Genomic DNA, 19,355 nt, shown 5'->3' on the forward strand with positions numbered 1-19,355 from the left:
TATAGTTGCAGCGCACAGCCGCCCTTGCAAGCATCCCATTGGAGCTGCAAGGGCGGCTGTTTCGTTGCCAACGTCAACCTCAACGTTAACGGCGGGATAGGCCCACTAGAGCGGCAATCGTGATCAATGCGAAGCAAGCGATCAGCGATAAAACAATGATCGGAACGTAAGCCTTTGGCAGGAATGCCGTAACGATGAGCAGAAATCCTGTGACAACCATCAGTCTGCCTTGGAAGCGGGCAAATTTGCGCTGCGAGGCATCGGACAGCCTCGGCCATTGTGTCGACCCCTGCGGCATGCGCGGAAGCAGATTGCCGATGATGAGGAACACGCCGCCGACAGCAAATGCGGCCACCGTGAATGGACTGATGTCATAGCCTAAGTTGAAGGCCAGAATCGCGCCATGAATGGCAAGCAGCAAGAGCGATACAGCGGCAGCGACGGTCGGCATCGCAGCTTCAGCCTTCGCTCGTTTGTTCTCATCCTTCTCAAAGCGGGCAGTGAATAAGACGGTCCATGCGACAAACACGATCAATACAGGGCTGAGGAACGCGCCGAACGACTTCCTCATATAATTGTCCGGCTCATTGGCGGCGCTGAAGTGAACGGCCATGTCCGCTGGCAAGCTATCGTATACAAGTAGGCTGGCGAGCAATGCGGCGAAGGCGGAGAAGAGGGGAATTATCCATTTATTCATGTTCATCATCCTTTCGATTGTTGGAGATCCATCATCCATTTCATGACGTCCTGGAATACCGTTAGATTCAGGGAATAAAGCATAGTTTGCCCTTGGCGCTGAACCCAGACCAGCTCAGCCTGCTTCAGAATATTAAGGTGGTTGGAGATGCTGGGCTTTGTCATCTCGAAGTGATCAGCGATCTCGCCGGCAGTCAGGTCAGATTGCTTGAGCAGGTCTAGAATTTTGCGCCGTGTCGGATCAGCCAGCGCTTTGAAGGCTTCGTTAATGGACATGGCGTAGGGTATGCTCCTTTCAACATTTAGTTATTTAGATATTTTTCTAATTAATTAATATTCTAATCCCTGAGGTGTCTCTTGTCAACAGGGGGATCTGTATCGCGCAAAAAAAAATTCATTGTAATACTTTCGCCATGTTCCATCTTGGTATGTTCTGGCATGATGAAGAAGGTTAATCGCTTGCTGCAGGGCTCCTTGGCGCGAACATCCGAACTGTTCCGCAGTGCCGGGCAAGTATGCTCCGGTATGCTGGGCATGCTGCAGGGCGTTAATCCGACAATGTAGTAGTCAATCGCCTTTGAAGCGAACGCTCGTTACAGAGCACTCGATGTGGGATCGAGCAACTATCCTATTGTGATCTTCGCGGGAACGGCCAGGTGGAGATGTCACTGGGGCTGGCTTGACTTAAGTATGCGCGTCTACCGGCATGCCGAGTCGGAGCCTTTGCCTAGTCAGGCATTCCGCCGCTGCGGGCGGGCTCTGCAATCGGCGGCTCTGGGAAATGTGAGAGGCCGGCCTGGCAAGGAGACGGGAGGAACAAGATAGAGCGGGATGAAAGCGGCCCCGACTCACCTTGTTCGGGACTTCTCTGCCCTGCCGGATGACGCTTCTTATCAGTCGATTCCGCTCAAGCTCGGAGGGACCATTCCCGGCGAATGATCAATCAAACATGAAAATGAGGTGGGTACAGATAATGAAAAGGTTATTCAAGACCGTTATCATCAAAAACGATGAGCGTGGCCTGTTATTTGAGAAGGGCAGCTATGTCAAGCTGCTTCGCCCGGGGGTATATCGACTGGCAGTTTGGTCGGGACGAGATGTTATTGTAATGGATACAGCCAAGCCGTTCGTGGTGAAGGGCAAGGACCTCAGCGTCTTTCGGCATGATACCGAACTGCTAAATGAGCTTAGTGTCGTGGATGTGGAGGATCATGAATATGCGCTCCATTACGAAGACGGGCGATTCATTTCGCTGCTGACTCCAGGGGCTTATGCGTTCTGGAACACGCTGAAGCGGCACACCTTCAAGCTTGCTGACATTCGTGAGCCTGAGCTATCGAAGGAGATCGGCGCATCGGTGCAGCCTAAGCTTATGGCCTACTGTACGATGACGGAAATCGCAAGCTACGAGCGGGGATTGCTTTTCTTCAACAACGTGTTTCAGAGAGAGCTGGAGCCGGGCAAATATTATTTTTGGAAAGGACCAGTCAGTGTGCAGGTGAAGATTGTCGACCTGCGACGTCAGCAACTTGATATGACGGGTCAGGAGATGATGACCGAGGATAAGGTTACGCTGCGGTTGAACTTTGTCTGCCAATACCGAATAACGGATCCCCTAAAGTCACTTGAAATCAGAGGCTTTGAGGAGCAGGTATACATCATGCTGCAGCTTATTCTGCGCGAATATGTGGGCACGCTAAGGCTGGACGATTTGCTGCGCGTGAAGCAGGGGGTTGGGACGTATGTACTTGAGAAACTCAGCGAGAAAAACGAAACGTTCGGCGTTGAGTTCCTGTCCGCAGGTGTCAAGGATATTATTCTGCCGGGCGAGGTGCGTGACATACTCAATACGGTACTGCTAGCGGAGAAGAAGGCCCAGGCTAATCTTATCACGCGCCGAGAGGAGACTGCTTCGACCCGGAGCTTGCTGAACACGGCGAAGCTGATGGAGGAGAACGGCACGCTGTACCGGCTCAAGGAGCTGGAGTTTCTTGAGAAGATTTGCGACAGGATCGGCAGCATATCCCTGACAGGCGGCGGTAATATGTTGGAGCAGTTGAATTCTTTCTTAGGCGCAAAAGCTGAACAAGGCAAATCATAAGGAACGGGCAGGCTTGGCGGCCCGTTTCTTTTTTTCTGCCCAGAGGCGGTACCCTTATCCAGAGTAGGTGCGCTAGATAAGATGTGTTACACTGTGAGCAAATTACGATACGAGGAGGAATAGGCATGAATGATGAGGCTATCCATTCCGTGGCCTATCAGCCCCAATTCAATGAAGCGCGCACGGCAACCTTCGGAATGGGCTGCTTCTGGAGCCCAGAGGCGTTGTTCGGCCAGCTGCCCGGCGTGATCCGCACGCGAGTGGGCTATGCGGGTGGCCAAGCGGAGAGTCCGACCTACCGCGAGATGGGCGATCATACGGAGACCGTGCAAATTGTATATGATCCGGGTCTGCTGACTCTTCCGCAGATTGCCAGCCTCTTCTGGGATAGCCATAAGCCTGCGAACATCAATGATTACAAGGGCAGGCAATATCAATCGCTGTTCTTCTACGAAGACGACGCGCAGCGAGCTGACATCGAGAGTGTGCTTGAGTTTCGAATGAGTCGAGGACTGGAGCGGCCGGATACGGAAATAGCTTTGCTGGAGGCGTTTTACCCCGCGGAGGAGCGCCATCAGAAATATTATTTGAAGCGATTCCCCCGTGCCATGGACATGCTGCTCGTCTGGTACGGGAACGAAGCGGCACTGAACGGGGCCACGCTTGCCGCGCGATTGAACGGGCTGGCCAAGGGATACGCCAACATGGAGCGAATTAAACGGGAAGTCGCGGGCTGGCCGATGAACGAGGAGGAGCGCTCCGCTATTCTGGAAGGAATCTCTCGAATCAAGTGGTGAACGCCAAGTGCCGACTTGCGCAATGAAGTGGTTAATATAGCATAAAAGAAACAGTCCCAGGGGAAATTACCTTCTGTCCCATACCATGACAGGAGGTCGGTTCCATATGTTTTTTCACATCAAGGAAACGCAGTACCATACGAAGCCGGATAAGCCCGACGCGTTATACGCGAAAAAGCTGCAAGAGGTGCTGGGCGGTCAGTTCGGCGAGATCAGTGTAATGATGCAATACCTGTTCCAAGGCTGGAACTGCCGTGCGGAGGCGAAATATAAAGACATGCTTCTGGACATCGGCACAGAGGAGATTGGTCATGTGGAAATGCTCGCGACCATGATCGCAAGACTTCTTGAGGGAGCTCCCGTCGACCAACTGGAGAAGGCAGCCCAGGATCCCGTCATCCATGCGGTGCTGGGGGGCATGAACCCGCAGCATGTGATTGTATCCGGCTTAGGCGCAATGCCTGCTGACAGCGTAGGTTATCCTTGGAGCGCGCGTTATATGATTGCAAGCGGCAATTTGCTTGCCGATTTCCGCGCGAATCTGAATGCGGAATCCCAAGGGCGTCTGCAGGTTGTTCGATTATACGAGCAGACGACGGATCGCGGTGTAAGAGATATGTTATCCTTCCTGATTGCGAGGGATACGATGCATCAGAATCAATGGATGGCGGCGATCGAGGAAATCGAGCAGAATCAGAAGCCGATTGTTCCGTCTTCGTTCCCACAGCATCTGGAGCGTCAGGACGTATCATACAAATTTATGGATTTCTCCAAGGGACAGGAGAGCAGCCAGGGACGTTGGGCAAGCGGCGCATCGATGGACGGCCAAGGCCAGTTCGAATATGTCGCAGAGCCTAAGGCAATGGGCGACGCTCCAGAGCTGGCCGCTCCTCCTGCGTTTGTGCATTCCGCGCCGGCTATGGAGCCCGTCTTAGCTAACCAGTAAGGATAAGGGAGGACGTTCCATGCTGAAGTTTCTGTTGAAATTCCTTGTGAACGGCTTGATTGTGGCCACCTATCTCTATTATTACACAGAAATATCCTATTGGAGCGCGGTTGTTGTCGCCACGGGCCTGGTGGTGCTGGCTTATCTCATTGGAGATCAGATCATCCTTCGTGCTACGAATAATGCATTCGCGACGGTGTGTGATGTTGTGCTTGCAGCGGGTTATCTTGGCCTCCTCTCCTACTTGTATGATTGGAGTCTGTCGCTCGGAGAGACGGTTATGATCGCGCTCACGCTAGGATTAGCGGAATGGCTTATGCATCGGTTCCTGTTTCAAGAGGAGATACGTGTATAACACCACGGGCAAAACAAACAAAGGGCGTCCAGCCAGGCTGCCATAAGCACCTGGGGACGCCCTTTTTTTGTGTGTCACCTTATTGCGCTTCGGGCCAATAAGGCTTTGCCGCTGCAAGCGTATGCTCGAACAAGGAGCGGAGCTCAATGTCTTGAAGCTTCTCCAGCAGAGGGCGAAGCTCGTTCGACGCGTGGCGCTCCTGCCAGACGATGAGGTCGACGAACGCTGAAGGCTCCCAGCCACTCTCGGATTGGAAGGATAAGAGCGTTCCTCTTACATCGGGATCCGTGACGGCACTCATTGCTTGTTGCGCCGCTGCGCCCCCAAGCCACTCTGCCACCCGTGTTTGTGTCAGCTTCATGGCAGGATGATGCCCTGCTTGTCGGAACCAATATTTCGAATTGTAGAAATCGCCTTCCATACGGTGCATAATACCGTGCCAGTAAGCGCCGGTCGCGTCATGCTCGATTTCCTGCGCGAATGCGTGTGAGCGGTCCAGGCTGTCGTTCCGCAGATGAAGTCCGGCCATCAAAGCAATAACCGTCGTCTCCGCAGGGAACCCATCCTGCGTGAGAGCTGCGATTCGCGAATCAAGCGCCTCGTCCCATATACGCTTCGGCAGCAATGGAGACACGGTCTCACGGCCATCCAAGCTATTCATGATTGCAAGTAATTCCTGCTTCATACAACAAACGACCTCCCCCAGTTCTTATACCCCAAGTGTACCATACGCCTGGGAAGAAGGGGGAGGTCACGGAACTTAACTTAGATCTGAACGCCAGTATCGGCGGCTGGCTCCAGGCGCGCCTTGCCGCCTTTGTCCAGCCACTTGTTGCGCCAGCTGAGTTGAGCAACCGCCAGAAGCACGAGCGCGGCAAGCGCAACTGCGCTAAGCACGAGGAAGCCTGGCGTATACGAGCCAGTGGATTGGTACAGACGGCCCAGCACCAGCGGCAAAGCGTAGCCGCCGAGACCGCCGGCTGCGCCGACGATGCCGGTCAACAGGCCGATCTCGCTGCCGAAGCGTTGAGGCACGAGCTGGAATACGGCGCCGTTGCCCATGCCAAGGCACATCATGGCGACGAACAGCAGCGTGATAACAACAGGCAGAGCCGGCAGGGAAGCCACAGACGCCAGCATAATGCCAGCTCCTCCGTACAGGAATAAGAGCATGCGTGTTCCGCCGAGCTTATCGGACAGATAGCCGCCGACCGGACGGAAGAAGCTGCCCGCGATAACGGCTGTAGTCGTGAAGTCCGCCGCGCGAACGGGCTCCAGGCCATATTGTGTATTGAAGAAAATCGTCAGATAGTTGGACAAGCCAACGAAGAAGCCGAAGGTGACGCAGTAGAAAGCACAGAAGATCCAAGTGTCGCGCTGCTTGAAGGCATTGCCGTATTGAGCAAGCGTTCTTGGAGCGGGACGATTCGGGCTGTTTTTGGCGAAGATGGTGAAAAAGATGAAAACAGCGATGATCGGAATGAGTGCCAGGCCGAACACGACCTCCCAGCTGCCAAAATGCTGAGCAATACGGTTAGCGAACAGCGTCGTAATAACCGTACCGCTGTTCCCTGCGCCGGCGATCCCCATCGCAAGGCCTTGATGCTCCTTGGAATACCACTGGCTGGCGAGCGGCAGAGCTGCGGCGAAGGAAGCGCCGGCGACGCCGAGCAGCAAAGCTACAATATAAAGCTGATCCAGCGATTGCACGAATTGCCAGCCCATCACAAGCGGGATAATGGTAACCAGCATGCCGATTTGCGCCGTTCTTTTGGGACCGATATAGTCTGTCAGGTAGCCCAGCACCAGGCGCAGAATCGAGCCGCCCAGAATCGGCAGCGCCACCAGGTTGGCCTTCTCCACAGGAGTCATCGGATAGTCCTGCGCAATAATAACGGCAAGAGGTCCAATCAGCACCCAGATCATAAAGCTGATATCAAAATACAGGAACGAGCTCAATAAGGTTGGTCGGTGACCGCTTTGCCAAAAACTTTTTCTGTCCATCTCCATCTCTCCCTTTTCTACTGTTTCTAGTGTATCAATAAAAGCCGCATTTCACCCAAGTGATTGGGGAAAATGCGGCTTCGTTGCCGGTGGCTCACAGCCTTGTGCGCCTTGTTATAGTGGAGCACGATGTTGTGCTCTCAACACGAATTATAGAATGACGGAAGAATCATGTCAATATACCTTACACAATAAGTTTCATAAATTTCCACCATCTTTTTATGTTATAAATATTGACACGATCACACTCATGCACTACTCTAATTTTATAAAGAGAGCGGCACAATGGGGTGCAGTGCTCGACGGCGACGATGCCTTTTCTCGAAACGATGTTCGAGAAAGGGCTTTTCATGCTTATTTTCACCATACCATGTTAAGTATCGGAATAAGGAGGGGGCCATATGACGGCTGTGCTTGCAGCTGATTTGTTACATGCTTCTGTCGCCAAGGCCGTTTCCTTGCTGGTTAACCATATCGAAGCTCCGGCCGCCGAGGAGGTGCCGATCTGGGACGCTGGCGGAAGAGTGCTGGCCGCCGATGTTAAAAGCCCGATCTCGGTGCCGCCATTCCGGAGATCTGCCATGGACGGCTACGCTGTTCGTTGGTCTGCTGTCTCGGGAGCCTCGCCGGAAGCGCCGGTGCGCCTCGATATTATAGGAGAGGTACGATCGGGCGACCGCTCAGAGCAAACGTTCCAAGGGGAAGAGAGCTATGGTGCTGTCCGTATTTTTACCGGGGCGCCTGTCCCTGATGGTTATGATTGTATTATTATTCAAGAGATGGCGCCTGTGTCGAAAAGTGTCCGGGGCAAGCCCTGTATCCGCGTAGACCGACCGCCTGCCCGCGGCCAGCATATCGCTGAACGAGGGGAAGACATTCCCGAAGGGTTAACCGTTCTCTATCGCGGGACCGCCATAAGGGCCAAGGAAATAGCTATTCTGGCTTCATTAGGAGTGCACGCCATTCCCGTATACCGGAAGCCGGTCATTGCGGTTATTCCCATTGGCGACGAGCTGATACTGCCGGGCGAGCCGCTTGCGCGTGGAGGCATCTACGATGCCAACGGGTTTATGGTGGGCGCGAGGCTGCTGGAGCTGGGCGCGGTGCCGCTGCAGCGGAGTCCGGTGCCGGACAGCTTGCTGGCGATTCAGGCGGAGATGAGGCGAGCCTTGGCGGAGGCAGATGCCGTGATTACAATTGGCGGCGTGTCAGTAGGGGATTACGATTACGTCAGAAGGGCGGCGGAGGAGACAGGAGCCAAGCCGCTGTTCACCAAGGTGCTGATGCGTCCAGGGACGCCGACGTCTGCTTATGCAGCTGACGGTAAAGTCATGATCTGCCTGTCAGGTAATCCCTCCGCTTGCTTTACGGGGCTTGAGCTGCTTGTTCGTTCGGCCGTGCTTAAGGCGTCGGGAAGAACGGAATATGGCGCGGAATGGTTGGATGGCAGATTATCTGACGCGGTAATGAAGCCATGCCCATATTCTAGATTCGCAAGGGCGTTCGCTTACCGCGATAACAGGGAGTGGGTCGTTGAACCCCTTCATCACGATAAGTCCGGCAACGTAGCGGCGTTCGCAAGAGCGAATGCGCTGGTCTGTATCCCGGCAGGAGGCGGCGGAGCCGCTTCAGGCCAGGAGGTACGTTTCCTCACGATAGGCAAATCGTAAGAGTGGATGTGAGCATAGATGAACAAACCGAGATTGGTTGTAGTTGGCAATGGCATGGCCGGCGTTCGCTGCGTTGAAGAGATATTGAAGCTGGAGCCAGACCGGTTCCAGATTACGATTTTTGGCAGCGAGCCCAGGCCTAATTATAATCGCATCTTGTTGTCCAAGGTGCTGCAGGGCAATTCGGCAATGGATGAAATTATGATTAACGATTGGTCTTGGTATGATGAGAACGGCATTCGGCTGTACACGGGCGAGACTGTCGTCAAGCTGGATTCCGCGAGAAAGCTGGTAGAGACGAAGTCAGGCATTCGCGTCGAATACGATATTTTAATACTGGCGACAGGCTCCTCCCCCTTCCTACCGCCGATTGACGGCGTGAAGAAGCCCGGCGTGATCGCGTTCCGGAATATGGACGATTGCCGCATTATGATGGAGCACGCGGAGAAATACCGCAAGGCTGCCGTAATCGGCGGCGGCTTGCTGGGTCTTGAGGCGGCGCGCGGGCTGTTGAACCTCGGCATGGAGACGGATGTTATTCATAATGCGCCTTACTTGATGAATCGCCAGCTGGATTACCTCTCGGCGGAGCTGCTGCGCAAGGAGCTGGAGGCCCAGGGCATGCGATTCTGGCTGAACGCGAATACCGAGAGCATTACAGGACGAAGCCGCGCCAAGGGCATTCGCTTCGCCAGCGGGACGTCAATCGACGTGGATCTTGTCATTGTTGCGGTTGGCATTATTCCAAACGTGGAGCTGGCCAAAAGCGGCGGCATCCGAACCAATCGGGCGATTGTCGTAGATGATTACATGCGAACCAGCGTGCCAGATATATATGCGGTTGGCGAATGCGCGGAGCATCGCGGCATCGCGTACGGACTGGTTGCGCCGCTTTACGAGCAGGGCAAGGTACTGGCGCAGCTGCTATGCCGTCCTGATGAGGAGTGCCAGCCGTATACGGGCTCTGTCCCGTCGGCGCAGCTGAAGGTATCCGGCGTGGAGATGTTCTCGGTGGGCGAAATTCAAGAGCAGGTTGCGGGAACGGCGCTGCAGATTTTCGACGGGGTGAAGGGCACCTACAAGAAAGTAACGATGATGGACGGTGCGGTATGCGGTGCGATTCTGTACGGCGACACCTCGGAGTCGAACGCGCTGCTTAAGCTTGTGAAGGAGAACGCCCCGGTGTCTGCGTTGGCTGCAGCCGCAGCACAGTCAGGTTCGGAAGGCCAAGACGAGCGCATTGCGGCGATGCCGGATAAGGAAACGGTGTGCGCGTGCAATGCCGTCTCCAAGGGCGCGATTATGTGCTGCGTGATCCAGGATGGCTTGGACACGGCGCAGCAGGTGAAGGAGAAGACCAAGGCGTCCGGCTCCTGCGGCGGCTGCAAATCGATGGTCGAGGCCATCGTCAGCTACGCCAAGCGGAAGGGCAGCCTGGATTCCGCCGCGGCCGCTCCGATCTGCGCGTGTACGGACTGCTCGCATGAACGCGCGAAGGAAGCTATTGTTCAGGGGACATACGGAAGTGTGTCGCAGATTATGGCGTCGCTCGGCTGGAAGCGTCCGGCGGGATGCGACACCTGCGTGCCGGCTCTCCAGTATTACCTTGCTCTCAAGACCGGAGACGTCACCCAAGCGGCGGAAGGCCAACCGGGGGCCAAAGCCTACATCGGCTTATCCGTTACTGTCGCAGACGAAGGAGACGACAAGCTGCTGCGTCCTTATTCTGCCCGCGCAATGGGAGGCGAGCTGAGCGGGCTTAGTCGCAAGCTTGCGTTCCCGACCAAGCTCAAAGCGGTTGTTGCTTCAGGCCTGCATCAAGCCGCGGGCGTGCTTGTGCACGATATTGGCATCACGGCTACTCCGGCGGGATGGCAGATTTTTATCGCGGGACATGCGGAGAATCCGGTGAAGCAAGGGCAGCTGCTGGGCTTGACGGAGGCCTACGGCGAAGCGCTGGAGCTGGCAGCGGCGTGCCTGCAGCTTTATAGAGAGAATGCGGAATTCCAGGAGCCGCTGTGGAAGTGGGTAGAGAGAGAAGGCTTGGTGGAGCTTCGGGAAACGCTGTACGACAGTGATTATCGGATGTCGCTGTTTGCTTCGTTCCACACGGTGGAGCAAGAAGCTTTGGCATGAGACAGGGAGGGGGAGAAACCATGCAGCAATTGCTGAATCGCACGCCTATGCTGAAGCCGGGCATGCATGTCGACACGCAGTGTCCCTTCTGCAGCGTGCAGTGCAAGATCCGGCTGACGCGGCAAGAGGCAGTGCCTGGAGAGAGAAAGCCGTCCTATATAGTAGAAGGGATCCCGAACAAAGCGTCGGAAGGACGCGTCTGCGTCAAGGGCATGAACGCACATCAGCATGTCATGAGCGGCGAGCGGATCGTGCAGCCGCTGGTCAGAGTGAACGGCAAGCTGGAGCCTGCCACCTGGGAGGAGGCGCTGGGCCGCATTGTCGACAGCTTTACCTCCGTTACAGAGGAGCATGGCGCGGATGCAATCGGCTTGTACGGCGGAGGTTCCTTGACCAACGAGTCGGCGTATTTGCTGGGCAAGTTCGCCCGGATTGGGCTCGGCACCCGCTACGTCGATTATAACGGCCGCTTCTGCATGTCCGCCGCTGCTTCGGCCGGCGTCAAGACGTTCGGCATCGACCGCGGCCTGACATGCCGGCTGGAGGACATTCCGAAGGCTCAATGTCTGATTCTGGCCGGCACGAATATTGCGGAATGCCAGCCTACCCTTATGCCTTACCTCACCCGAGCCAAGGAAAATGGGGCCACCATCATCGTCATTGACCCTCGTGTGACGGGGACGTCGGAGCTGGCGGATCTTCATCTTCAGATCCGGCCGGGTACGGACGCCGGGCTGGCTAATGGTCTGCTGAAGGCTGTGCAGCTGGGCGGCTGGATGGATGAAGCGTTTATTAAGGAGCGCACCAACGGCATCGAGGAGCTGCTGAAGCATCTGGAGACGGTGTCGCTGGCGGAGATCGCGGAGCTGACTGGCCTGGAGCAGTCGCTGATTGAGAAGGCGGCGGAGCAGTATGGGCGTGCGGAGACGGGCATTATTCTCACAGCGCGCGGGGTGGAGCAGCAGACCGACGGCCATGTGGCCGTGCGTAATTTCCTGAATCTTGTGCTGGCTACGGGCAAGATTGGCAAGCCAGGCTGCGGTTACGGCGCGGTAACCGGTCAGGGCAACGGGCAAGGCGGCCGCGAGCACGGGCAGAAGGCGGATCAGCTGCCGGGCTACCGGCTGATCGAGAACGAGGAGGATCGCCGCTATGTGGCGGGTGTGTGGGGCGTGGAGCCTGACAGCCTCCCTCGCAAGGGTGTGTCCGCCTACGAGATGATGGAGCTGGTGCACCAAGGCGCGATTCGCTCCTTGTTCGTTATGGGGTCGAATCCCATTATGTCCAATCCCAATGCGGATCTCGTTGAGGAAGCGCTGGAGAAGGTGGAGTTCCTGGCCGTCGCCGATCTCTTCCTGTCGGAAACAGCGCGTCTGGCGGACGTTGTGCTCCCTGTTACGGCATATCTGGAGAATGACGGCACCCTGACGAATCTGGAGGGGCGAGTCCTGCTCCGGGAATCCAAGGTGGAGGCGCCTGGCGAAGCGCGGCACGACTGGTCCATCCTATGCGATCTGGCTGCTAGACTGGGCAAGGCCGACTACTTCAGCTTCCATTCCGCCGAGCAAATATTCGAAGAGCTCCGTATCGCTACCAAAGGCGGCGTTGCCGATTATTACGGCATCACGTACGAGCGGCTCAGACGCGAAGGCGGCGTCTATTGGCCATGTCCTTCCGTGGATGAGTCGCCGGGTACAGGCATCATGTTCGAGAAGCGGTTTGCCCATCCGGATGGCAAAGCGGTGTTCTTCCCAGTGCCAAGCCGTCAGCCGCAGGAGCTGCCCGATGAGGAGTTTCCGCTGACGCTGACGAACGGGCGGGTGCTGTCGCATTATTTGACCGGCGTACAGACGCGAAGAAGCGCGACGCTGGCAGCGCGGAATGTCGACAACTTTGTAGAGATACATCCCAAGACGGCCAAGGCCTATAAGATTGAGGACGGCGACTGGGTGGAAATCCGCTCCCGCCGCGGCGCGTTCAGCGTAAGATGCAAGATCAGCGCTGGCATTCTGGAGAACACCCTGTTTGTGCCGATGCACTGGGGAGGCGCTCAGAACGTCAACAAGGCCACAAGTCCCGAGCTGGACCCCAATTGCAAAATGCCGGGCTTCAAGACGGCGACCGTTTCCATCCGGGCGCTTAAAGCCTCGCTGATGTAGCTGGTGGAACGTATGGGGAAGCGTTGCAGGCCAATAGAATAAATGCTGAAGAAGACCGAGGGCGTACGTGGCTCCGGTCTTCTTCTGTTGGTACAGAAGTCTGTCCTAGTGCAGCTCCCTCGACTCTCCGGAGACTTCCATGCCGGTCATTGCGCCGGGGAGCTCCGCCTGCTGCAAGTCCTCCTTCCGGCCAGGCTCTCGGCGCGGCTGTTCCAAGCCTGACAGGTCGACCCACTCCCGAATCGCCGCATGTATCTCCGAGGCCGCTTTGGTCGGCAGCTGATGCTTCTTCTGATTCAGAAGGACCAGAGAAGCATGGCGCAGGCTGTTCATCAGCTTGAGGCGGTATCTCTTGAAGCCCCAATCCTTCTCCCCATACAGGAGCAGGACAGGGCTTGTGATGCGCGCTAAGCGGTCGGTGCAATTGTACGATAGGGAACAGCGGTAATATTGATGAATGCTGCGCGGGCTGCCTAGCCGGGTCCGTTTGATCATCTGGCGGAAGGTCTGCGAGCTGTCCGAGTTGCCCCAGGTAATCGCCAGCATGAGGAGGCGTATAGCGGGCTTCCAGGCGGACAGTCCTATGGCGATCCGTATACGGGTACGCAGGACGAGATCGCTGGCCTCTGACATGGCGCTTAATAGGATTCCGCCAAGGAAGCGATCGGGATAAGCCAGCATCGCTTCCAGCGCTACCGTGCCCCCTGTGGAGTAGCCGCACAGAATCGCCTTGTCTATGCCGAGATGATCCAGCAGCTGACGAATATCCTCCGCGATAAGGGCGTATGTGATGGGCGCTTCCGATTGATCGCTTGCGCCATGTCCCCTGATGTCGAAGGTGATTACTCTGAACGCGTCGGAAAGCTGCTCCGATTGATAATTGAAGTTGGCGCTTGTCAGGAGAGGCGGGTGGATGCAGACGATGGGTAGTCCTGAGCCTCTGTCTTTGTAATAGAGCTTGATTCCGTTAACCGTTGCAAAAGGCATGTCTGGCTAGCTCCTCCTCCGAAGTGAGATGTCGATGATTACCATTTCAATGTGCCTCAGAAGGGGGTATACTATACTTATATAACCATTCTTTCCATTGAAAGGATATGATAGCTCTAACACTTGAAGAAAGGAGGCCGACGGCCATGACTTTAACAACAACTCGATTCCCGTTGCAGGGCAGCCTGTCTAACCATACGTTCATCAATATCGCCCAGGATACTCCCGTCTTCTATAAGCGGGGGAGGAATGGGCGTCCGGCATTAGCCGGAATGATATTTGGTGTGTTCTTGTTCTCCCTACTATGCTAAAATTAGTATAGTGAGGAGGCGAACGTATGATCGTTACTGTGACGGCGAAAATCAAAATCAAACCGTCAGACAGTCAAATGATGGCCCTGCAACAAACGATGATCGCTTATCGTCAAGGCTGTAATTTTGTCTCTGCCCTTGTGTTTGAGACGAGCGAGCGCCGGCAGTCTGCCCTGCACCGAATGACGTATCGAACCCTGCGCAGCACGATGGGCCTGCGCTCTCAAATGGCTCAGTCGGTATTGAAAACGGTACGGGCTAAATACAAGACCATCTTGAGCAGCGGACATGCTTGGACACGCGTACAATTTAAGAAGCCGGAATACGATCTCGTCTGGAGACGGGATTACTCGCTAAGCGCAAAGCTATTCTCCGTCAATACGCTGCAAGGCCGCATTAAGATTCGCTTCGAAGCCAAAGGAATGGAGACTTATTTCGACGGCACATGGACATTCGGTACAGCCAAGCTGGTATGCAAAAAACAGAAGTGGTTTTTGCATATTCCAGTGTCTAAGGAAATGGCCTCTCCTGAGCTTAAGGAGATTGAACACGTTGCAGGGATTGATCTGGGCATCAACTTTGTAGCTACGGTGTATGACACCGAGGGGAGAACGCTGTTTTTTCGGGGAAGGGGACTGAAACACAAACGAGCAAACTACCAACGATTGCGTTCCGAGCTGCAACGCAAACAAACGGCTTCGTCCCGCCGCAGGCTGAAGAAAATCGGAGAACGAGAAAACCGCTGGATGACCGATGTGAACCATCAGGTAAGTAAGGCACTCGTTACCCGATATGGGGCGAATACGCTGTTTGTGCTGGAGGATTTGACAGGGATCCGCCGCAGGGCGGAAAAGGCAAAGCTGAAGTATCGGTATGTGACGGTATCGTGGGCGTTCTATCAGCTGCGTCAGATGGTGACGTATAAGGCGAAGCTTGCAGGATCGATGGCGATAGCCGTGGATCCGAAGCACACCTCGCAGGCGTGTCCCCTATGCCGCCACACGGTGAAAGAAAACCGGGATAAACGCAGGCATCGCTTTCGTTGCCAGGCATGCGGATATGCAAGCAATGATGACCGGATCGGCGCCATGAATCTCTGTTTGAAGGGAAAAGAGTACCTTCTTGAAGGTGCAGGCTTAGCATGACTAGGCTTGCAGGGCAGTTGTCAGTCTGCCCATCGGTAGGCAAAGGCTTACTCGAGGATGTAACACCACGTTCTTCGGAACGCCAAAAGATCGGAGTCGCAAGACGTTCGTACGATCGGGTTGTTATAAGCCCCACTTCAAACGTTAGTTAAGTGGGGGTCATTGACTGTCCGCCGGCCTCTACGGGCCTAAGCAAGGAAGAATGACGGAGCGCGCAGCATGCCAGATCCTGGAGAAGGCTCGTCATCACGCGATTTCTCCTCTAGCTTTCTCTATACTGGAAGACTGTGAGCGCTGAGGCTTGCGGTCTTCTTTGTTTTCTAATGATGCGTGTTCAAAAAGGCCAGTTTTCAGCACCAGAGTTCATGCTTACGATGCTGCGTTTTTTTCAAAAACGCTGTAGAAGATCGGATGAAGCTAGGAAGTGAGGAGTGGAGCGTAGTGGAGCTACGTGAGCACCTCCAGTGTTTCCGGAGGAAACACACTTCGTAAGCATACGCTTGTTCCGGCTGAATTCGATATTCGATGCCGAGTATGCTTCCTGATTGGCTTCGTGATCAAAAGTGGGTTTTTTGAACTACCTCTAATGATACAAATGGAAAGGAAATTCTAAACATATGAGCAACGAACAAGCCTATTACAGGCGAATCGACCTGCCCGCAGGCGATCTGCACGTCTATGCCAGCGATCCGCTGTTCCGCGACATGGGACACAAGGTGCTGGAGATGGCGAACAACAATTTGCAAATTCCGAACATCCGCTATATGAGCTACACGCCTGACGCGCACGTGGGAGTCGGAACGTGTATCGGCACGACGGCCGTGTGGGAGATGGAGGGCGGGTACGTCTCGCCATCTATCGTGGGCAGCGATATTGGCTGCGGCATGCGTGTTCACGTAACCAACCTGAAGGCGGAGGAGCTGAAGGATGTGAAGCTCCGGCGCAAGCTGGTGAAGGCGATTGAACGATTCATTCCTGTGGAGAATCACGCCAGAGGACACTTCTCCGATATCCGGCTGGAGCAGGTGCTTCTCAAGGGGCTTCACGGCCTGCCGGGCAAATACGTGCCGGATTCGTACACGCCGAAGAGGGCCACCTCGCTGACGCATGTCGAGAGCAGTGCCTTCCGCTTCGACGAGAACGCGCTGAACCGGCTGCCTGAGCCGCTCTGGCATCGATCGCACCGCCAGCTTGGCACGCTGGGAGGCGGCAATCATTTTGTCGAGATTCAAGCGGTTCAGGTGGATGAAGGCGGTCGCGCCACGGCGGAGAAGTGGGGGCTGGAGGATGGCCAGGTCATTGTGATGCTCCATAGCGGCTCTCGCGCTTGGGGAGGGGCGGTCAATCAATATTGCGTCTCTGAAGTGGCCAAAACGATGAGCAAGCTCGGACTCGGCACCGCCGATCCCAAGCTGAAGTACGCGCCGCTGGACAGCGCTGCGGGCGACGCCTACCTGAACCTGATGTACTCCGCGCTGAACTATGCGATCGTGAATCGGCATCTGCTGGCGTATGCGGTGCGCGAGGCGTTCCGCGATACGCTGGGCAAAGCGGTTGAGATGCGGACACTCTACGACCTGATGCACAATTACGCCTGCGAGGAAGAGGAGAACGGTGAGTCGTTGTTCATCCATCGCAAGGGCGCTACGCGGGCGCTTCCAGCCGGTCATCCCGGCAATCCGGAGCCGTACAGGGAGACGGGTCATCCCGCGCTTATTCCCGGCTCCATGGGGACGTCCTCGTACTTGATGGTTGGAGCTGATGCAGGCACGGCCAACTATTATTCCATCTGCCACGGAGCGGGACGTATCCGTTCGCGGAACGCGACCAAGCAGCTGGTGACCGTCGACGAGTTCGCCTCGTCGATGCGCGTGGGGCGGGACGACGAGATTGTCGTCAATCACCGCGCCCTGGAGGCGATCCTCGACGAGTCGCCGCAGGCCTACAAGAACGTCGATCATATTATTGAAAGCGTCGTTGGCGCGGGATTGGCGTCCGTTGTGGCCAAGTGCAGTCCGCTGGCGACGGTTAAGGGAGTGTAGCCATAGATGAAGATGGTGAACAAAAACGCAAACGCGAACGTAAAATCAAACGGAAATACAAAGCCAAACGTCGCTTCGTTTGCTGCTGCTGCCAAGCAAAGGGCGTTTATCGCGCCTTCGCCAGGCAAGCTGCAGACAGCCGCGCGAGGGGAGAAGCGGTATTTTGACTACACGGATACGGTTCGTCGCATCCTGTTCGGGCTGGAGGAGAGGTTCGGCTGCTCCTTCCGTCTCTATTATCAGGACGACAGCAACGACATGTGGGATTTGCTGGAGGAGGATCTTCGCAGAGGCGATCCCGGCGTGGAGCATGCGGCGAGTCTGTACGATCTCGTGGAGACGGACACGTTCCGCTATGAGGCGGATCCGCTGGGCGCGGGTCTGCTGAGCGGCGGGTACGAGATCAGACCGTCCGTCCGCAACAATCTGTTCCAGTATCCGTTGTTCCGCATCGCTTTTGCGAGGATTCCTCGCGAGACGATGCACGGGCTTGGCTACGAGGACCTGATCTTCGCTCCCGATGACGAGTCGCTGCGCGAATTCCTGATGGATATGCGGGAGAGACAGCTGGCGGATCGCAAAATCATCGTATACAGCGACACAAGAGACGGTCTGGAGAGGGAGAGCATGGCCGCCGCTGCCGTCACACGCGATGACGTGTTTATGGATGAGTCGTTGAAGACGCATATTTACCGCTCGGTGGATGAGTTTTTTTCGGAGGAGGCTTCGTTCTTCAAGACCTACAGTATCCCGTACAAGAGGGGAATTCTGCTGTACGGGAAGCCAGGCAACGGCAAGACGACGCTGGTGAAGTCGATCGCCTCGACGATCGGGGCGCCCGTCGCTTACTGGCAGATTACGGAGTTTACGAACAGCGAATCCATCTCCGAGGTATTCTCCGCCGCAGTGCGTATGGCGCCCATGGTGCTGGTCATCGAGGACATCGACTCTATGCCGGAGTCGTGCCGCTCCTTCTTCCTCAACATTCTGGACGGCGTCGCCTCCAAGGAAGGTGTGTTCCTCATCGGTACAACCAACTATCCGGAGCGGATCGACCCCGCTCTGATGAATCGAGCCGGCCGATTCGACCGCGCGTACGAGGTGAAGCTCCCGGACGAACGGCTGAGGCTTGCCTACCTGCTGCGGAAGGGCATGGAGCGGGTTGTGGATCGCGGCGAAGTAGAGGTGTTGGCCCGCAAAACGGATGGCTTCACGTTCGCACAGCTCAGCGAGCTGTACGTATCGGCGGCGTTGCAGCTCCATTATGAGGGCAAGGCCGATCCCGCTCGCATCGCGGACGAGATGAAGTCGGATTTCGGCAAAAGCCGCACCGGCGACTGGATGAGCGAAGACAAAGCGAAGTCGGTAGGGTTTGTATAGGAGTGCTGGGAGAGGTCCATGGAATGGGCCTCTTCTTGCATAAGAGGGGTGAACTCCGTTCACAAACGTTGTATGCTAAGGACAGAACCCTTATTGATAGAAACGGAGCGTGGTTGTTCGTGAAGACGTTAAGCAGAATGCTGGAGCATCAATATTGGGCCAATGGAAGGCTGGCTGCCGCGATGAAGGAGCAGGGGGCGGATCAGCCGGAAGCGCTGCGGCTGCTGCGGCATATGGTGATGGCGGAGCGGGTATGGCTGACCCGGCTGCAGGGGAGCGACAGCTCGCAGCTCTCTATATGGGACACCTCTGAGACGTTAGACGAGCTGCTTGCGATGCTTGGTCAGAATGAGCAGGGATACCGAGAATATTTCGATAGGCTCAGCGAGGAGAGGCTGGATGACATCGTGGATTACAGGAATCAAAGCGGAACGCCGTTTCGCACCTCCATCCGCGACATCCTGACTCATGTGACGCTTCATGGACACTATCACCGGGGCCAGATCAATCGGATCCTGCGGATGGAGTCGCTGGAGCCGGCGGGACTGGATTTTATTTTGTTCGCGCGTCAGATGTGAAGGTGAAGGTGCCCTCGGAGTGACATGTCAAGAAGGAAATAGGTCTTA

Annotated in this window: 18 protein-coding genes; 13 read left to right on the top strand and 5 right to left on the bottom strand. The window is 55.8% G+C overall.

Annotation, left to right across the window (positions count from 1 at the left end; translation table 11 throughout):
- Positions 1-85: 85 nt before the first annotated feature.
- Positions 86-697, bottom strand: a complete 612-nt coding sequence (locus AB1S56_RS04020) for a DUF1648 domain-containing protein (protein WP_340870744.1) — start codon at positions 695-697, stop codon at positions 86-88.
- Between the two features lie 5 nt (positions 698-702).
- A complete protein-coding gene (locus AB1S56_RS04025) occupies positions 703-972 on the bottom strand; it encodes an autorepressor SdpR family transcription factor (RefSeq protein ID WP_340870743.1) in 270 nt (89 codons plus the stop codon).
- A gap of 162 nt (positions 973-1,134) precedes the next feature.
- On the opposite strand from AB1S56_RS04025, the gene AB1S56_RS04030 reads away from it, so the two are divergent.
- The 5 genes from AB1S56_RS04030 (at position 1,135) to AB1S56_RS04050 (ending at position 4,895) form a co-directional block, all read left to right on the top strand.
- Positions 1,135-1,260 carry a hypothetical protein gene (locus AB1S56_RS04030; RefSeq protein WP_340870742.1) on the top strand — a complete coding sequence of 42 codons (126 nt, stop codon included), beginning with the start codon at positions 1,135-1,137 and terminating at the stop codon, positions 1,258-1,260.
- A 409-nt stretch (positions 1,261-1,669) separates the two neighbouring features.
- On the top strand, positions 1,670-2,797 hold the full coding sequence (locus tag AB1S56_RS04035; RefSeq protein WP_340870741.1) for a slipin family protein: 1,128 nt from the start codon (positions 1,670-1,672) through the stop codon (positions 2,795-2,797).
- Between the two features lie 125 nt (positions 2,798-2,922).
- Complete coding sequence (gene msrA / locus AB1S56_RS04040) at positions 2,923-3,594, top strand: peptide-methionine (S)-S-oxide reductase MsrA (RefSeq protein WP_340870740.1); 672 nt, start codon at positions 2,923-2,925, stop codon at positions 3,592-3,594.
- Between the two features lie 106 nt (positions 3,595-3,700).
- The gene (locus AB1S56_RS04045) at positions 3,701-4,540 is read left to right on the top strand and encodes a manganese catalase family protein (RefSeq protein WP_340870738.1); all 840 of its coding nucleotides are present in this window, start codon (positions 3,701-3,703) and stop codon (positions 4,538-4,540) included.
- Positions 4,541-4,559: 19 nt separating this feature from the next.
- Positions 4,560-4,895 (top strand): DUF2512 family protein, encoded by a 336-nt coding sequence (locus AB1S56_RS04050; protein ID WP_340870737.1) that lies wholly within the window; start codon positions 4,560-4,562, stop codon positions 4,893-4,895.
- Between the two features lie 79 nt (positions 4,896-4,974).
- Here AB1S56_RS04050 and AB1S56_RS04055 read toward each other — a convergent pair whose 3' ends face one another.
- Together AB1S56_RS04055 and AB1S56_RS04060 are read right to left on the bottom strand one after the other, a co-directional pair.
- Positions 4,975-5,580, bottom strand: coding sequence for a hypothetical protein (locus AB1S56_RS04055; protein WP_340870736.1), 606 nt, complete (start codon positions 5,578-5,580; stop codon positions 4,975-4,977).
- A gap of 80 nt (positions 5,581-5,660) precedes the next feature.
- Positions 5,661-6,899, bottom strand: coding sequence for a nitrate/nitrite transporter (locus tag AB1S56_RS04060; RefSeq protein WP_340870735.1), 1,239 nt, complete (start codon positions 6,897-6,899; stop codon positions 5,661-5,663).
- A 401-nt stretch (positions 6,900-7,300) separates the two neighbouring features.
- Between AB1S56_RS04060 and glp the strand changes: the two genes are divergently transcribed.
- The 3 genes from glp to AB1S56_RS04075 are packed head-to-tail and all read left to right on the top strand — an operon-like array spanning position 7,301 to position 12,864.
- On the top strand, positions 7,301-8,569 hold the full coding sequence (gene glp / locus AB1S56_RS04065) for a gephyrin-like molybdotransferase Glp (protein ID WP_340870734.1): 1,269 nt from the start codon (positions 7,301-7,303) through the stop codon (positions 8,567-8,569).
- 18 nt (positions 8,570-8,587) lie between these two features.
- Positions 8,588-10,705 carry a nitrite reductase large subunit NirB gene (gene nirB / locus AB1S56_RS04070; protein ID WP_340870733.1) on the top strand — a complete coding sequence of 706 codons (2,118 nt, stop codon included), beginning with the start codon at positions 8,588-8,590 and terminating at the stop codon, positions 10,703-10,705.
- A 20-nt stretch (positions 10,706-10,725) separates the two neighbouring features.
- Entirely contained in the window at positions 10,726-12,864 is a 2,139-nt protein-coding gene (locus AB1S56_RS04075; protein ID WP_340870732.1) for a nitrate reductase, read from the top strand.
- A 105-nt stretch (positions 12,865-12,969) separates the two neighbouring features.
- Here the strand turns inward: AB1S56_RS04075 and AB1S56_RS04080 are convergent, their stop codons facing one another.
- A complete protein-coding gene (locus tag AB1S56_RS04080; RefSeq protein ID WP_340870731.1) occupies positions 12,970-13,851 on the bottom strand; it encodes an alpha/beta hydrolase in 882 nt (293 codons plus the stop codon).
- 146 nt (positions 13,852-13,997) lie between these two features.
- Here AB1S56_RS04080 and AB1S56_RS04085 point away from each other — a divergent pair, with 146 nt between their 5' ends.
- The 5 genes from AB1S56_RS04085 (at position 13,998) to AB1S56_RS04105 (ending at position 19,307) form a co-directional block, all read left to right on the top strand.
- Entirely contained in the window at positions 13,998-14,162 is a 165-nt protein-coding gene (locus tag AB1S56_RS04085; RefSeq protein ID WP_367903424.1) for a hypothetical protein, read from the top strand.
- Positions 14,163-14,188: 26 nt separating this feature from the next.
- Positions 14,189-15,307 carry an RNA-guided endonuclease InsQ/TnpB family protein gene (locus tag AB1S56_RS04090; RefSeq protein WP_367903425.1) on the top strand — a complete coding sequence of 373 codons (1,119 nt, stop codon included), beginning with the start codon at positions 14,189-14,191 and terminating at the stop codon, positions 15,305-15,307.
- A gap of 617 nt (positions 15,308-15,924) precedes the next feature.
- Positions 15,925-17,349, top strand: coding sequence for an RtcB family protein (locus tag AB1S56_RS04095; RefSeq protein ID WP_340873423.1), 1,425 nt, complete (start codon positions 15,925-15,927; stop codon positions 17,347-17,349).
- A gap of 6 nt (positions 17,350-17,355) precedes the next feature.
- A complete protein-coding gene (locus tag AB1S56_RS04100; RefSeq protein WP_340873425.1) occupies positions 17,356-18,729 on the top strand; it encodes an AAA family ATPase in 1,374 nt (457 codons plus the stop codon).
- A 119-nt stretch (positions 18,730-18,848) separates the two neighbouring features.
- Positions 18,849-19,307: a DinB family protein gene (locus tag AB1S56_RS04105; RefSeq protein WP_340873426.1), complete on the top strand. Its 459-nt coding sequence runs from the start codon at positions 18,849-18,851 to the stop codon at positions 19,305-19,307.
- The last annotated feature ends 48 nt before the right edge of the window (positions 19,308-19,355 follow it).

The organism is Paenibacillus sp. PL2-23 (assembly GCF_040834005.1).
GTDB lineage: Bacteria > Bacillota > Bacilli > Paenibacillales > Paenibacillaceae > Pristimantibacillus.

Excerpts from the sequence above, each read along its gene's own strand:
- AB1S56_RS04020 (WP_340870744.1), bottom strand. The coding sequence starts at position 697 with ATGAATAAATGGATAATTCCCCTCTTCTCCGCCTTCGCCGCATTGCTC.
- AB1S56_RS04025 (WP_340870743.1), bottom strand. The coding sequence starts at position 972 with ATGTCCATTAACGAAGCCTTCAAAGCGCTGGCTGATCCGACACGGCGC.
- AB1S56_RS04030 (WP_340870742.1), top strand. The coding sequence starts at position 1,135 with ATGATGAAGAAGGTTAATCGCTTGCTGCAGGGCTCCTTGGCGCGAACA.
- AB1S56_RS04035 (WP_340870741.1), top strand. The coding sequence starts at position 1,670 with ATGAAAAGGTTATTCAAGACCGTTATCATCAAAAACGATGAGCGTGGC.
- msrA (WP_340870740.1), top strand. The coding sequence starts at position 2,923 with ATGAATGATGAGGCTATCCATTCCGTGGCCTATCAGCCCCAATTCAAT.
- AB1S56_RS04045 (WP_340870738.1), top strand. The coding sequence starts at position 3,701 with ATGTTTTTTCACATCAAGGAAACGCAGTACCATACGAAGCCGGATAAG.
- AB1S56_RS04050 (WP_340870737.1), top strand. The coding sequence starts at position 4,560 with ATGCTGAAGTTTCTGTTGAAATTCCTTGTGAACGGCTTGATTGTGGCC.
- AB1S56_RS04055 (WP_340870736.1), bottom strand. The coding sequence starts at position 5,580 with ATGAAGCAGGAATTACTTGCAATCATGAATAGCTTGGATGGCCGTGAG.
- AB1S56_RS04060 (WP_340870735.1), bottom strand. The coding sequence starts at position 6,899 with ATGGACAGAAAAAGTTTTTGGCAAAGCGGTCACCGACCAACCTTATTG.
- glp (WP_340870734.1), top strand. The coding sequence starts at position 7,301 with ATGACGGCTGTGCTTGCAGCTGATTTGTTACATGCTTCTGTCGCCAAG.
- nirB (WP_340870733.1), top strand. The coding sequence starts at position 8,588 with ATGAACAAACCGAGATTGGTTGTAGTTGGCAATGGCATGGCCGGCGTT.
- AB1S56_RS04075 (WP_340870732.1), top strand. The coding sequence starts at position 10,726 with ATGCAGCAATTGCTGAATCGCACGCCTATGCTGAAGCCGGGCATGCAT.
- AB1S56_RS04080 (WP_340870731.1), bottom strand. The coding sequence starts at position 13,851 with ATGCCTTTTGCAACGGTTAACGGAATCAAGCTCTATTACAAAGACAGA.
- AB1S56_RS04085 (WP_367903424.1), top strand. The coding sequence starts at position 13,998 with ATGACTTTAACAACAACTCGATTCCCGTTGCAGGGCAGCCTGTCTAAC.
- AB1S56_RS04090 (WP_367903425.1), top strand. The coding sequence starts at position 14,189 with ATGATCGTTACTGTGACGGCGAAAATCAAAATCAAACCGTCAGACAGT.
- AB1S56_RS04095 (WP_340873423.1), top strand. The coding sequence starts at position 15,925 with ATGAGCAACGAACAAGCCTATTACAGGCGAATCGACCTGCCCGCAGGC.
- AB1S56_RS04100 (WP_340873425.1), top strand. The coding sequence starts at position 17,356 with ATGAAGATGGTGAACAAAAACGCAAACGCGAACGTAAAATCAAACGGA.